This is a genomic window from Stenotrophomonas sp. STEN021 (assembly GCF_056760175.1).
In genome coordinates this window covers 1-13771 of the sequence record NZ_JBRREH010000110.1, presented here as the reverse complement: position 1 = coordinate 13771, position 13771 = coordinate 1, and the positions used below count along the sequence as shown (strand labels likewise).

Here is a 13771-nt window from a genome sequence, read left to right as displayed (position 1 = left end):
TCTTCGGCCCGGCGGCCGCCGCGAAGCAGATGATCCATCCGGCCAACCAGCATGCTCGATCAATTCACTGGCACCAGCTTCGCGGCTGACGCCGCTCCCACAAGTGCCTCCTACCCTATCGGCAGAGCCCCTGCCGAGCATGGCTCGGCACTACGCGGCCGCTTCGGCCTGTGCGGTCGGGTTGGGCGTGGGCTCGCCGATCCGGCGCAGGGTGTTGCGGTCGGTATGCGCGAACGGCTCGCTGCGGTCTGGAATGACCAGCATCGTTTCCTGTTCGTAGGACCAGCTGCCGTCCTCATTGATGGTGACTTCGATCTCGTAACTGTCGGTACGGAACGCGTGTTCCAGGAACGGATTGGAGCTGATGCCGTTGGTCATCGAACCACGCTCGGCGCGCAGGCGGAAGCGCTTCGCATCAGGCGCCGCCTTGCCCACCGCCATCGCGGTCTGCCCGCGCGGGATGGTCAGCGTCTGGATCACCGTGCCGGTCGCCGGCTCCCACAGCCAATAACCGACCTGGTCGTGGAAGGTCTCCACTTCACCGGGCTTGTGGATGCGGGTGTGATAACGCAGCCCGTAGAACAACTGCGGGCCATTGGGCTGCGCGTCGATCGGCTGCAATTCGACGTGCTCGATGAAGGCCTGCCGTTCGGGGCCGTCGGCCTTGGGATTGACGTCCATGCCGCGCTCGCCGATCCAGATACCGGCCATCGGCGCCAGTGGCCCGAGGTTGGCCAGCGTATTGGTATCGGCGGTGGGTTCGGTATAGATGTCTTCGGGGAACGTGGTCATGGGGAACAGCCGTGTGGGTATCCCGCTCATGGTACGCAGAACACCCTGCGGGCTCACCTCCACCTGTCCACAAGTGATGGACAAAATATCACCATGTTTTGCAGAGGACCGCAGCACAAGGGCTGCGCGCTGTTATCCACAACTTGTGTAGGCAGCAGGACACAAGCTGTGTGGATAGTCGGATACAGCTAGCGCAGAGCCATGCTCGGCTGGAGCTTTCACAGCAAACCAGACGCGACGCTGTAGGAGCGGCGCCAGCCGCGAAGCCACTGATCCATCCGACTCCCCGACATGACGACTGATTCATTGTTGCCCGCTTCGCGGCTGACGTCGCTCCTACAAATCAGCGGTAACGCCCCTTCCGAGCATGGCTCGGCACTACTTACTGGCGGCGGACGGACTGCACTACCTGCAGGCGGCGCAGGCGACGCATTACCTCGGCCAGGTGGTTGCGGTCGCGGACCTGGATGTTGAAGCACAGCACCGCGGCGTTGAAATCGCGATCCAGGTAATCCACGCGCTCGATGTTGGAATGGCTGTGGGCAATGGCGGCAGCCAGCTGCGCCAGCACGCCGGTGCCGTTCTCCACCTCGACCACCAGCGCGGTGTCGTAGTCACCGACCACGCTGGTATCCCAGCCAATCGGCACCCAGCGATCCGGCGTCTTGCGCAGTTCGGCCAGGTTCGGGCAGTCCAGCCGATGCACGACGATGCCCTTGCCGGCGGTGTGGTAACCCATGATGTCGTCGCCCGGAATCGGCTGACAACAGTTGGCAAAGCTGACCACGCCACGCTCGCTGCCGTTGATCAGGATCTTTTCCTGGGCACGATGGGTCACGCCGCTGGCACGCAGTTCGGCATACGACATCAAGGCCTGCGCGGCCTGGGTTGGCATCCAGTTGCCCAGCGCGACATCGGCCAGGAAGGCCTCCAGGCGCGGATAACGGTGTTCGTTGAGGAAGGCATCAAGCCGTCCCTTGGGCAGCCGCTCGATCGAGCTGTCCATCGCTTCCAGCGCGCGGTCGAGCATGCTGTGACCGAGCTGCACGGCGTCCTCGTGCTCCAGCTGCTTGAGCTGGTGACGGATCGCGGTACGCGCCTTGCTGCTGACCACGAATTCCAGCCATTGCGGTTTGGGCGAGGCCGAGCGCGCGGTGATGATTTCCACCGTCTGCCCGCTGACCAGACGCGTGCGCAGCGGCACCAGCTTCTTGTCCACGCGCGATGCCACCGCGCGGTTGCCCACGTCGGTGTGCACGGCATAGGCGAAATCCAGCGCGGTGGAATTGCGCGGCAGCGCCAGGATCTTGCCCTTGGGCGTGAACAGGTAGACCTCGTCCGGGAACAGGTCGACCTTGACGTTGTCCAGGAACTCCAGCGACGAACCCGCCGTGCGCTGCGAATCGATCAGCTCGACGATCCAGGCATGTGCGCGGCTCTGCGCGCTGTTGGGGCCGTCGCCGCCGAACTTGTAGGTCCAGTGCGCAGCCACGCCGCGCTCGGCGATCAGGTCCATTTCCTCGGTGCGGATCTGCACCTCGATCGGCGAACCGTAAGGACCGAACAGCACCGTGTGCAGCGACTGGTAACCGTTGGCCTTGGGGATGGCGATGAAATCGCGGAAGCGCCCGTCCAGCGGCTTGAACGCGGCATGCACGCCGCCCAGTGCGTGGTAGCAGTTGGGCACGTTGCGCATCACCAGGCGGAAGCCGAACACATCCATGACCTGGTCGAAGCTTTTGTTCTCCTCGCGCATCTTGGTGTAGATGCTCCAGGGCGTCTTGATCCGGCTGATCAGGCGGTGTTCCAGCCCTTCGCGCGCCAGGCGCTGCGACAGCTGCACTTCCACTTGCGCCATCGACTCACGGCGCACCACCGGCTGGCTGCGGATGTGTTTCTCGATGATGGCGTGGCGCCACGGGTACAGCGCGCGGAAGCCAAGGTTCTGCAGCTCGGACTTGATCAGGTTCATGCCCAGGCGCTGGGCGATGGGCGCATAGATATCCAGCGTTTCGGTGGCGATGCGGCGCCGCGCCTCGGCACTCTGCGCGCCCAGCGTGCGCATGTTGTGCAGGCGGTCGGCCAGCTTGATCATGATCACGCGCAGGTCGCGCGACATCGCCAGCAGCATCTTGCGGAAGCTCTCCGCAGCCGCTTCCTGGCGATCGCGGAACTTCAGCTTGTCCAGCTTGGTGACGCCCTCGACCAGGTCGGCCACGGCCTGGCCGAACTCGGCGGCCAGCTCCTCGCCGGTCAGCGGGGTGTCCTCGATGGTGTCGTGCAGGATCGCCGCGATCAGGGTTTCAACGTCTAGGCCGAGCTCGGCCAGGATGCGCGCCACCGCCACCGGATGGGTGATGTAGGGCTCGCCGGATTTGCGGGTCTGGCCGGCGTGCGCGGCCGCCCCGACCTCCCAGGCACGACGCAGCAGCGGCAGCTGCTCGGTGGGGAGGTAGCTGGCTGCGCGTTCGAGTTGCAGTACGTAATCAGGTACCACCCCGCCCGCGGGCGTGGCTACCTGGGCGGAAGGGCCTGGGTTCATGGCAGAAGACTATGCCAGCAGGCGTTCCACGGCAATTCCTACAACGCAAACAGCCCGCTTTTGGCGGGCTGTTTGCAGACAACATCAATCGATGCCAGAGAGGCGATCAATCGTCGTTCTTGGACATGTCTTCGTCGGCGACCACTTCAGCGGCTGCCCATTCCAGTGCTTCACGCTCGATGCGCTCGCGCTCGGACTTCTCGACTTCCTCGATCAGCTCGTTGTCGATGCGACGGGCAGCGATTTCGCGCAGCGCCAACACGGTCGGCTTGTCCTCGCTCTCGCTGTTGTCGATCGTCGCCTGGACACCATTGGCCAGCTGACGGGCGCGCTTGGACGCCATCATGACCAGCTCAAAACGGTTGTTAACGACTTCCAGGCAATCTTCTACGGTAATGCGGGCCATGCGGGCTCCCGGCGACCTGCAACGGCCGCTCGATCGAATGAGGGAAAGGGGATGGATTGTAAGGGCAGACCGGTCCTGGAATCAAGTCAAGGCCTGAACAGCCCCTTGTGGATCAATCACTTGCTCAATTTTCAGGGGCCAGCAACGAGGCGATCAGCTCGGCGTGGCGGCGCTGCTGGGGTTCGCAGCGCAGGCGGCTGGCGGCGAAGATCGAGCACATTTCGCCAACGGCGGTGTCGAAATCCTCGTTGATGATGACGTAGTCGAACTCGTCGTAATGCAGCATTTCCTCGCGCGCGGCGGCCAAACGCTGGGCCATGACCGCCTCGCTGTCCTGGCCACGCTTGCGCATGCGCTCGTCCAGCGCCTGCCGCGACGGCGGCAGGATGAACACGCTGACCGCGCCCGGCACCTTCTCGCGCACCTGCCGCGCGCCCTGCCAGTCGATCTCCAGCAGCACGTCCTTGCCGGCCGCCAGCTGCGGCTCCACCGACTGCCGGGCTGTACCCTTCCAGTCGCCATGCACCAGCGCGTGCTCGAAGAAGTCGCCGGCGGCGATCATCTGCTCGAACTCGGCGGCGGGGACGAAGTGGTAATGCTTGCCGTTGACCTCGCCCGGGCGCATGGCCCGCGAGGTGAAGGAGATCGACAGCGAGATGTGCGGGTCACGCGCCAGTGTGGCGTTGACGATGCTGCTTTTGCCGGCCCCGGACGGGGCAGCGACGATATAGAGGGTGCCACGCATGCGGTGGGCCAACGTCGGAATGGCCCGGCATTGTACCGGCGTGGGCGGGCCTGTGCAGGATCGGGGGTTGAGGGCCCCCAATTACCGCGGGGGCGGCTCCACCTGTAGTGCCGAGCCATGCTCGGCTGGGTATTACCGGTAAGGCCTCTGCCGAGCATGGCTCGGCACTACCTTGGTTCCTTGCCGAGCATGGCTCGGCACTACCCTTTACTCGATGTTCTGGACCTGCTCGCGGATCTGGTCGATCAGCACTTTCAGCTCGACGGCGGCATTGGAGGTACGTGCGTCCACCGACTTGGAGCCCAGGGTGTTGGCTTCGCGGTTGAACTCCTGCAGCAGGAAGTCCAGGCGGCGGCCGACCGGCTCGCGCTGACGCAGCACGCGGCGGATCTCCGCGACATGGCTGTCCAGACGGTCCAGTTCCTCGTCCACGTCGAGCTTCTGCAGCCACATCACCAGCTCCTGCTCTGCCCGACCCGGGTCAACCGGGTGCGGCAGGTCGGCCAGACGCGCGGCCAGCTTGACCCGCTGCCCTTCGCGGATGGCCGGGATCAGCTCGCGGACTTCGCCGGCAATGCGTTCGACCGAATCGACGCGCTCGCTGATCGCCGTGGCCAGCTTGTCGCCTTCCCGCTCACGTGCCTGCACGAAGCTGGTGACGGTTTCTTCCAGCAAGGCCAGCGCCTCGGCATGCAGGGCGGCACTGTCGGTCGCCTCGGCACGCAGCACGCCGGGGTATTGCAGCAGGTCGGTGAAGCCCACCTGCATCCCGGGGAAGCGGTCCTGCAGGCGTTGCGCCAATTCAGACAGCTGATCCACCAGCACCTCGTTGACCGCCAGCGAGGTGGCGGCCTCCGGTGCGCGCAGGCGCATCACCAGGTCGAGCTTGCCGCGACTGACCCGGGCGGCAATGCGTTCGCGCAGCTGCGGTTCCAGCGCACGCAGGTCCTCGGGCAGACGCACGCCCACTTCCAGGAACCGGTGGTTCACCGAGCGCAGTTCGCAGCCCAGGGTGCCCCACGCGGTGATGCGTTCGCCGCCGGCATAGGCGGTCATGCTCCGAATCATGTGCTTTCCGATGTGTTTCAAAGGGCGAATGGTACCCTAGCCACCTCTGGACGCTGGTGCATCCACCACCCAGACGCCCGCCAGATCAACTCGTACTAACCGGATTCCCCATGACCTTCTCCCGTCCCAGCGGCCGCCAGGCCGATCAGATGCGCACCGTCACCATCGAGCGTTCCTTCACCCGCCATGCCGAAGGCTCGGTGCTGGTGAGCTTTGGCGACACCCGCGTGCTGTGCACCGCCAGCGTCGAGAACCGGGTCCCCGGCTTCCTGCGTGGCAAGGGCGAAGGCTGGGTCACCGCCGAGTACGGCATGCTGCCGCGCTCCACCCACACCCGCTCCGACCGTGAGGCCGCGCGCGGCAAGCAAGGTGGCCGCACCCTGGAAATCCAGCGCCTGATCGGCCGCACCCTGCGCGCCTGCATCGACCGCAATGCACTGGGCGAACGCACCATTACCCTGGACTGCGACGTGCTGCAGGCCGACGGTGGCACCCGCACCGCCGCCATCACCGGCGCCTACGTGGCACTGGTTGACGCGGTGAACCTGCTGATGAAGCGCGGCGAGATCAAGCGCAACCCGCTGTTCGGCGCGGTGGCTGCGGTGTCGGTTGGTGTCTACAAGGGCCAGCCGGTGCTGGACCTGGATTACCCGGAAGACAGCGACTGCGACACCGACATGAACATCGTCATGAATGACGGCGGCGGTTTCATCGAGCTGCAGGGCACGGCCGAAGGCCATGCCTTCCGCCGCGATGAGCTGGACGCGCTGCTGGTGCTGGCCGAAAAGGGCATCCGCGAGCTGTTCGACGCCCAGCAGGCGGCATTGGCATCGGTATGAACCGGCGCCTCGCCCTGGTCACCCTCGTCGTCGACGACTACGACGAAGCCATCGCCTGGTACACCGGCAAGCTCGGCTTCCAGCTGCTGGAAGACCTGGACCAGGGCCGCAAGCGCTGGGTAGTGGTCGGCCCGACCGATGGCAGCGCCGCCGCGCTGCTGTTGGCGCGTGCCAGCGACGAGGAGCAGCGCAGCCGCATCGGCAACCAGACCGGCGGCCGCGTTGGCTTCTTCCTGCACACCGATGATTTCCATCGCGACCACGCGGCAATGCTTGCACAGGGCGTGGAATTCCTCGAAGCCCCGCGCGATGAACCCTATGCCACGGTCGCGGTGTTCCGCGACCTGTACGACAACACCTGGGACTTGTTGGAGCCCAAACAATGAAGTTGGTACTGGCCAGCGGCAACGCCGGCAAGCTGAAAGAACTGCAGGCCATGTTGGCCGACCTGCCACTGCAGATCGTGCCGCAGCGCGAGCTGGGCGTGGACGATGTGCCGGAAACCGGCCTGACCTTCGTCGAGAACGCACTGATCAAGGCCCGCCACGCCTGCACGGTGACCGGCCTGCCGGCACTGGCCGACGACTCCGGCCTGATCGTCGATGCACTGGACGGCGCGCCCGGCCTGTACAGCGCGCGCTACGCCGGCAGCCCCACCGACGATGCCGCAAACAACGCCAAGCTGCTTGATGCGCTGCGCGATGTCCCGGCCGAACGTCGCACGGCGCGCTTCTACGCGGTGATCGTACTGCTGCGCCATCCCAATGATCCGCAACCGCTGATCTGCGAAGGCAGCTGGGAAGGTCGCATCATCGACGAACTGCGCGGCAGCAATGGCTTCGGCTACAACCCGGTGTTCCTGGATGAAGAACTCGGCCTGACCGCAGCACAGATGGAACCTGCGCAGAAGAACGGTCGCAGCCACCGCGCCAAGGCGCTGCAGTTGCTGGTCCAGCAGTTGTCCGCGCAACTGGCACGCTGAGATATCGCGCTGATGAACACGCATTCGCACCTCCACACCCACGATGCCACCTGCGGCTGCGCTGTACCGGCAGATATACAGCTGGTGCCGCCTCCGCTGGCGCTGTACGTGCACCTGCCGTGGTGCGTGCGCAAATGCCCGTACTGCGATTTCAACTCGCATGCCGGCAAGGGCGAGTTGCCGTTCGATGCCTATATCGATGCGTTGATCCGCGATCTGGACCAGGACTTGCCGTTGGTCTGGGGCCGGGTGGTCAGCAGCGTGTTCTTTGGCGGCGGCACGCCCAGCCTGTTCCCACCGGAGGCGATCGACCGTTTCCTGCAGGCGGCCAGCGCAAGGCTGCGTTTCGCGCCGAACCTGGAAGTGACGCTGGAGACCAACCCCGGCACCGCCGAGCACGGCCGCTTCGACCGCTACCGCGCGGCCGGCGTGAACCGCATCAGCTTCGGCATCCAGACCTTCAACGACGAAGCGCTCAAGCGCCTGGGGCGCATCCACGACAGCAACGAAGCCGAGCGCGCGGTCAAGCTGGCGCAGGACGCCGGCTACAGGAACTTCAATATCGACCTGATGTACGCGCTGCCGCAGCAGACGCTGGCGCAGGCCGAATACGACCTCGAACGCGCCTTCGCCCTTGATCCCACCCATATCTCGCACTACCAGCTGACGCTGGAGCCGAACACGGTGTTCTTCGCCCGGCCGCCGCAGGGCATTCCTGACGAAGACAGCGCCTGGGACATCCAGGAACACTGCCAGGCCCTGCTTGCCGAACGCGGCTATGGCCAATACGAAGTCAGCGCCTATGCCCGTGATGGCTGGCAATGCCAGCACAACCTCAACTACTGGCGCTTTGGTGATTACCTGGGCATCGGCGCTGGCGCCCACGGCAAGATCAGCTCCGGCGCCGAGCAGCACGTGCTGCGGCGCTGGAAGCACAAGCACCCGCAGACCTTCATGGACACCGCCGGCAGTCTGGCCAGCATCGGCGGCGATGACGTGATCAGCCCGGAACGGCTCCCGTTCGAGTACATGCTCAACCTGCTGCGCCTGCACGAGGGCTTCAGCCTGCGCGATTTCGAGTCGCGCACCGGTTTGGCACGGAGCGTGCTTCTAGCTTCCCTGGCATTGGCGGTGGAGCGTGGCTGGCTCACCCATAACGGGGATTACTGGACCCCGACTGAGCTTGGTCGCCGCTTCACCAACGATGTGGTGGAGTTGTTCCTGGCGTAAGACCCGCGGAAAGTGGCCGTTACATCACATAAATGATAGAAAACGCCCATTCAGGGGGAAGGAAAACAGCATGCCAGGCACCGCACCACGCTCAGCAAGCCAATCCATGGCAAGGATCGCCAGTGCGCCGGTATCTGCCCGTGTGCGTCACTTGTTGGAAAGCATCTTCCAAACCACCGATGAAGTCCTGCGCACGCCGCTGCAGCTGACCGCCATCGAGCTGGAACGCGCCTTGTTCAAACGCGCCGAGTTGGCACACAACAGCCAGGTTCAATCCGACATCTATGCGCAGCTGCGTGTGTTGCGCGAGCACACCGAGCAGTTCCCCGACCTCTTTCTTGACGCGCTGGCCATGCAAGTGGCGAGCTTCAAGGACCCGCCCAAGCCCGACCAGGAAGCGCACGCGGCCACGTTCAAGTCGATGACGCTTGTCGAAGACACCGACATCGACCGCGACATCGTGCTGCACGAAATGGCACGACGCGAAGCATTCCGCGCCCCCAGCCCACTGCTGTTGCTGGGGCAGCGCTTTGCGGTACTGGCCGCGCAACCCGCATTTGATCCCGAACGCCTGCCGGTCGGCCCCTATGCGCAGTGCCGAGCAGTGCGCGACGCCGGCGAGCAGATGCAGCTCAACCTCGATGCCCAACTGGTGCTGTTCCAGGTATTTGAACGCATGGTCATGCCACGTCATGCCGAACTGGTGGACCGCCTGAACATCCAGCTGGATCGCGAAGGCGTGCTTCCAGGCTTGGTGTATCGCCCACACCTTCCCCGCCCCTCCGCCCCACGCGGCGCGGGTGCCGCAGGCGGGCAAGCCGATGCTGGCGGCAGCGGGCCTCGCAGCGCGGGCCCAACCCCGCTGACCAGCTGGCAAGGCCAGGCCCCTGCGGCATCCTGGGCCAATATTTCCAATGAACTGCTGGGCGGCCCGACAGCGGCACCTGCCCAGGTCACACCGGTACCGATGCCCGCCAGCGGGGCCGCGATGCCGCCGATGGAAAGCCTGCATAGCCTGCTTGATGCCGCCCGCCACGCACTTACGCTTGGTGCCGGTGCCGGTGCCGGTGCCGGCGGCGGTGGCGGTGGCGGTGGCGGTGGCGGTGGCGGTGAAACTGTCGGCCGTTCAGCAGGTGCGAGCATGGCTGCCGGCAGCATGCCCGACTTCGCCGCCCTGCAAGCGCAGGCACACGCTCAGCCCGGCGCTCCAGTTGCAGGCGCAGGTGCCGACAGCGCGGCATTCACTGCCGCCAACGCCAGCAGTACCAGCGCTCCGGCCCAACCGATCTCCACCCAGACAGCGATGGACGTGCTGGGCAAACTGCAGACAGCTGCCTCCTCTTCGGGTAGCCGCCACAGCATGGCCGACATCCGCAACGCGATGATGGCGCAGGTCAAGGCCGAACATGGTCCAGCGGCGACGCTGTCGGTGCAGGACAGCGACACCATGGATCTGCTGGGCATGCTTTACACCGAGTTGCAGCGCGAAGTGCGCAGCGAAGGCCCAGCCGCCGATCTGCTGCGACGCCTGCAGGTGCCGCTGGCCCGCGCGGCCATCAGCGACCAGGAATTCTTCCTGCGCGACCAGCACCCGGCTCGTGAACTGCTCAATGCTGTCGCCGAGTCCGGCGCTGTCTGGCTCAGCGACGAAGACAGTGATCCAGTCCTGCTGCTGAAGCTCAAGGACGCAGTCAACAAGGTCGTCGACGACTACCAAGGCGATGAGTCTGTCTTCGTCGAAGCCAACGACATCATCCAGGGACATCTGCGCTCGGCGGCCCGCCGCGCGGAGATCGCCGAGCGCCGGCAGGTCGATGCCGCGCGTGGCAAGGAACGTCTGGAAGCTGCCAAGCAGCTGGCCAACAGCACTATCGACGAGCTCTGCCAGACCACCGAACCACCCAAGTTCGTGCAGACCCTGCTGCGCAAGGCGTGGGCCGATGTGCTTACCCTCACCCTGCTGCGTCAGGGCGAAGGTTCGGAGGAATGGCAGCAACGCGAGCAGGCCACCCGCCGCATCAGTGAGATCACCGGCCAGCCCTCCGGTGGTGCAGCCGATGCCAGTTTCGGCGAGGAAATCGAGCAATCGCTGCTGCAGGTCGGATACCACCAGGATGAGGCGGCAGCCATCGCACGCCGGCTCTCCACGCCGGGCGGCGAGGATGAAATCACCTCGCGGACCGAGCTGACCGCCAAACTCAAGGCGCGTAGCCGCCTGGGTGAAGCCGGCGAGCCCGAAGAAGAAGAGCGCCGCAGGAAAGTCGAGCCGGCCCGTACCGAGGAAGAGGAGGCGTTTTACCGGCAACTGCGCACCTTGCCATTCGGCACCTGGTTCGAATTCACCGTCAACCAGCAAGGCGACAACCGGCGCCAGCGCCTGTCCTGGTACAGCCTGATCACCGGCAATGCCTTGTTCGTGAACCAGCGTGGCCAGAAGGTCTCGGAGCAATCACTCGACGCGATGTCGCGGTTGATGGCCAAGGATCAGCTGCGCATCGTCACTGAAGACAAGGGGCGCCTGATCGACCGCGCCTGGCAGGCCACCGTGCGCGCCCTGCGCTCGATCGCCGGCCACGCACCCAATGCAGGGGAGTCCGCATGATCACCAACACCCGCCGCGCGCCGCGCCTGCAGGTACCCGAGCTGGTACAGGTACGCGACCAGATGACCGGCAGCCACATCGGTCGGCTCGGCAACGTGTCCGAAACCGGCATGTTGTTGATCACCTCCGTGCCCATGCACGAGGACGCGCTGTACCAGCTGCAGTTCCCAATCCCTGACGGTCGCGGCGGTCACCTGCAGATCGACGTCGGCGCGCACCTGTTATGGTGCGAGCCCACCCATGCGCCCGAGCAGTCGTGGGCCGGGTTTCGCTTCCTGACCTTGGACAAAACCCATCGCGAACGTCTTGTGCGGTGGATAGAGGGCAACATCCCCGCAGCCTGAGTGCCGAAAACGGCACAGCAGCGGCCGGCTGATTGCGGCAAAATTGAGGCCTGCATTCCGCACGTCCCAGCGAGCCACCGCGATGAACCAGCACGATCCAGGCAATCTGTACGCCCACCACCTTGGGCAGATGATCCGCCGCGCCGACACGGCGCTGGCGCGTGGCGGTTTCGATCATCTGGTGGTTCCCAGTGGCACCCAGCATTACCAGGTGTTTGACGACCGCGATTACCCCTACGCGGTCAATCCGCAGTTCAAGACCTGGCTGCCACTGACCAAGCTGCCTTACAGCTGGCTGATCCACACCCCGGGCAAGCGCCCGACCCTGGTGTTCTACCAGCCCTTCGATTACTGGCACGTGGTACCGGACGCCCCCAGCGGCTGGTGGGTGGAGCACTTCGACATCCACATCATCCGCAAGCCGGACGAAGCGCTTGCGCTGCTACCAGCCGATCCGAGCCGCTGCGCCATCCTTGGCGAGGCGCAGAGCGCGCTGGGCGGTTTTGCGCCGAACAACCCGGCGGCGGTGATCAACTACTTGGAATGGCATCGCGGTTACAAGACGCCGTATGAAATCGCGCTGATGCGCCAGGCCCAGGTACTGGGTGTACGCGGCCACCGCGCCGCCGAGGCTGCGTTCCGCGCCGGTGCCAGCGAGTTCGAGATCCACATGGCCTATTGCAGCGCCGTCGGCCAGGACGCCAATGAGCTGCCGTACGGCAATATCATCGGACTGAACGAACATGCCGCCGTGCTGCATTACACCGACCTGGGCAAACAGGCACCGCAGCCGCTGCGCAGCTTCCTGATCGACGCCGGCGCTTCGGCTTATGGCTACGCCAGCGATATCACCCGCACCTATGCTGCGGCCGGCCACGACGAGTTCCAGTCCTTCATCGATGCAGTGGACGCGGCGCAGCTGAAGATGTGTGCGGCGGTGCGCGCCGGCTTCGACTACAAGCAGCTGCACATCGATGCACACCTGTCGCTGATGAGCATCCTCAAGGACTTCGGCGTGATCAATGTCTCGCCGGAGGCCGCGCTGGCAACCGGCGTGAGCGCGGCATTCTTCCCGCACGGCATCGGCCACCTGATCGGCGCGCAGGTGCACGACGTCGCCGGTTTTGCAGCGAGCGAAGACGGCGGCCGCGTCGAGCGCCCAGCTGGCCATCCCTACCTGCGCATGACCCGCGTACTGGAGCCGGGCATGGTCGTGACCATCGAGCCGGGCCTGTACTTCATCGACATGTTGCTGGACGAAGTGAAGAAGGCCGGCAACGCTGCCAGCATCAACTGGGACCGCGTGGACTTCTTCCGTCCTTACGGTGGCGTGCGCATTGAAGACGAGGTGCTATGCACCGACGGCGAAGCGGACAACCTGACCCGCCCGGAATTTGCTGCACAGGCTTGATGTAGAGGCGACGTCAGTCGCTCTGTGATTGAACCCCGGGCGCGCAATGCGCCCGGGATGAGCGAAACGGCGGATGTACCAGCATCCGCTTTCGCGAGAACTTCGTCCCCTCCCCTCAAAAGAAGCACAGCCAATCAAGCTTTGGCTACGGCTGCTGTTGCTGTTGCTGTTGCTGTTGCTGTTGCTGTTGCTATTGCTATTGCTATTGCTATTGCTGTTTCCCCTCCCTTACGCGCAGCGTAGGGGAGGGTCAGGGAGGGGTGCCGTTGCTTTGCACTTGCACTTGCTGTTGCACTTGCACTTGCTGTTGCTCTGCGCTTTTGACGTACGGGCCCCTTCCGCAGCGACGGAGCTGGCAGACAAGACCCCGCACGGGGCGACGTGCAGGACGCACGTCGTTTTTCGACGATACAAGGATGTATCGTCGAAAAATCCTGCCAGCGGAGTGGACCTGTAGCGCGCAGCGCGGAAGGCGCGTAGGCAGGGTGTGCTTGACCAGCCATTCGGCTGTTGAAAAGCGCTTCTTTGGGCCACCGTTCTTTGCACAAGCAAAGAAAGGTGTGCTCGCGCGCCGAAGGCGGGCGAAAGCTCTGCACTTGCACTTGCACTTGCTTGGCTTTGGCTTTGGCTTTGACTTTGGCTTTGGCGACAGCCAAAGCAAGGCAAAGGCTTTCACTCCCCTTCGGGGAGCGAGTCACTTTTCTTTGCTTGTGCAAAGAAGAAGTAACCAAAAGAAGCGCTTTTCAACAGCCGAATGGCTGGTCAAGCACACCCTGCCTCCGCGCCCACGTCGCTTCGCGACGCGGGTCC

Annotated in this window: 13 protein-coding genes; 8 read left to right on the top strand and 5 right to left on the bottom strand. The window is 64.6% G+C overall.

What is annotated here, in order from left to right:
- Positions 1-150 precede the first annotated feature (150 nt).
- The 5 genes from ACVOL0_RS18555 to ACVOL0_RS18535 all read right to left on the bottom strand — a co-directional run bounded on the left by ACVOL0_RS18555 (position 151) and on the right by ACVOL0_RS18535 (position 5553).
- Entirely contained in the window at positions 151-792 is a 642-nt protein-coding gene (locus ACVOL0_RS18555) for an FABP family protein (RefSeq protein WP_481550331.1), read from the bottom strand.
- 382 nt (positions 793-1174) lie between these two features.
- Positions 1175-3334: a RelA/SpoT family protein gene (locus ACVOL0_RS18550; RefSeq protein ID WP_282271461.1), complete on the bottom strand. Its 2160-nt coding sequence runs from the start codon at positions 3332-3334 to the stop codon at positions 1175-1177.
- A gap of 106 nt (positions 3335-3440) precedes the next feature.
- On the bottom strand, positions 3441-3740 hold the full coding sequence (rpoZ, locus tag ACVOL0_RS18545; RefSeq protein ID WP_282271463.1) for a DNA-directed RNA polymerase subunit omega: 300 nt from the start codon (positions 3738-3740) through the stop codon (positions 3441-3443).
- Positions 3741-3864: 124 nt separating this feature from the next.
- On the bottom strand, positions 3865-4485 hold the full coding sequence (gene gmk, locus ACVOL0_RS18540) for a guanylate kinase (RefSeq protein ID WP_481550330.1): 621 nt from the start codon (positions 4483-4485) through the stop codon (positions 3865-3867).
- 207 nt (positions 4486-4692) lie between these two features.
- Positions 4693-5553, bottom strand: coding sequence for a YicC/YloC family endoribonuclease (locus ACVOL0_RS18535; RefSeq protein ID WP_481550329.1), 861 nt, complete (start codon positions 5551-5553; stop codon positions 4693-4695).
- Between the two features lie 110 nt (positions 5554-5663).
- Here ACVOL0_RS18535 and rph point away from each other — a divergent pair, with 110 nt between their 5' ends.
- From rph to ACVOL0_RS18495, 8 genes are all read left to right on the top strand, one after another.
- The gene (rph, locus tag ACVOL0_RS18530) at positions 5664-6392 is read left to right on the top strand and encodes a ribonuclease PH (protein ID WP_481547145.1); all 729 of its coding nucleotides are present in this window, start codon (positions 5664-5666) and stop codon (positions 6390-6392) included.
- Positions 6389-6778, top strand: coding sequence for a VOC family protein (locus tag ACVOL0_RS18525; protein WP_481550328.1), 390 nt, complete (start codon positions 6389-6391; stop codon positions 6776-6778). Before rph ends, ACVOL0_RS18525 begins: the two co-directional genes overlap by 4 nt.
- Positions 6775-7374, top strand: a complete 600-nt coding sequence (rdgB, locus tag ACVOL0_RS18520) for an RdgB/HAM1 family non-canonical purine NTP pyrophosphatase (protein WP_481550327.1) — start codon at positions 6775-6777, stop codon at positions 7372-7374. Before ACVOL0_RS18525 ends, rdgB begins: the two co-directional genes overlap by 4 nt.
- A 12-nt stretch (positions 7375-7386) precedes the next feature.
- Positions 7387-8604 carry a radical SAM family heme chaperone HemW gene (gene hemW, locus ACVOL0_RS18515; protein ID WP_481550326.1) on the top strand — a complete coding sequence of 406 codons (1218 nt, stop codon included), beginning with the start codon at positions 7387-7389 and terminating at the stop codon, positions 8602-8604.
- Between the two features lie 106 nt (positions 8605-8710).
- Complete coding sequence (locus ACVOL0_RS18510) at positions 8711-11206, top strand: DUF1631 domain-containing protein (RefSeq protein WP_481550325.1); 2496 nt, start codon at positions 8711-8713, stop codon at positions 11204-11206.
- Positions 11203-11550, top strand: coding sequence for a PilZ domain-containing protein (locus ACVOL0_RS18505; protein WP_481550324.1), 348 nt, complete (start codon positions 11203-11205; stop codon positions 11548-11550). Before ACVOL0_RS18510 ends, ACVOL0_RS18505 begins: the two co-directional genes overlap by 4 nt.
- A gap of 82 nt (positions 11551-11632) precedes the next feature.
- Positions 11633-12961: a Xaa-Pro dipeptidase gene (gene pepQ, locus ACVOL0_RS18500; protein ID WP_481550323.1), complete on the top strand. Its 1329-nt coding sequence runs from the start codon at positions 11633-11635 to the stop codon at positions 12959-12961.
- Between the two features lie 491 nt (positions 12962-13452).
- A partial coding sequence (locus tag ACVOL0_RS18495; protein WP_481550322.1) for a hypothetical protein occupies positions 13453-13771 on the top strand: 319 nt, incomplete at its 3' end.

Coding starts and splice junctions, on each gene's coding strand:
- ACVOL0_RS18555 (WP_481550331.1), bottom strand. CDS start 792: ATGACCACGTTCCCCGAAGACATCTATACCGAACCCACCGCCGATACC.
- ACVOL0_RS18550 (WP_282271461.1), bottom strand. CDS start 3,334: ATGAACCCAGGCCCTTCCGCCCAGGTAGCCACGCCCGCGGGCGGGGTG.
- rpoZ (WP_282271463.1), bottom strand. CDS start 3,740: ATGGCCCGCATTACCGTAGAAGATTGCCTGGAAGTCGTTAACAACCGT.
- gmk (WP_481550330.1), bottom strand. CDS start 4,485: ATGCGTGGCACCCTCTATATCGTCGCTGCCCCGTCCGGGGCCGGCAAA.
- ACVOL0_RS18535 (WP_481550329.1), bottom strand. CDS start 5,553: ATGATTCGGAGCATGACCGCCTATGCCGGCGGCGAACGCATCACCGCG.
- rph (WP_481547145.1), top strand. CDS start 5,664: ATGACCTTCTCCCGTCCCAGCGGCCGCCAGGCCGATCAGATGCGCACC.
- ACVOL0_RS18525 (WP_481550328.1), top strand. CDS start 6,389: ATGAACCGGCGCCTCGCCCTGGTCACCCTCGTCGTCGACGACTACGAC.
- rdgB (WP_481550327.1), top strand. CDS start 6,775: ATGAAGTTGGTACTGGCCAGCGGCAACGCCGGCAAGCTGAAAGAACTG.
- hemW (WP_481550326.1), top strand. CDS start 7,387: ATGAACACGCATTCGCACCTCCACACCCACGATGCCACCTGCGGCTGC.
- ACVOL0_RS18510 (WP_481550325.1), top strand. CDS start 8,711: ATGGCAAGGATCGCCAGTGCGCCGGTATCTGCCCGTGTGCGTCACTTG.
- ACVOL0_RS18505 (WP_481550324.1), top strand. CDS start 11,203: ATGATCACCAACACCCGCCGCGCGCCGCGCCTGCAGGTACCCGAGCTG.
- pepQ (WP_481550323.1), top strand. CDS start 11,633: ATGAACCAGCACGATCCAGGCAATCTGTACGCCCACCACCTTGGGCAG.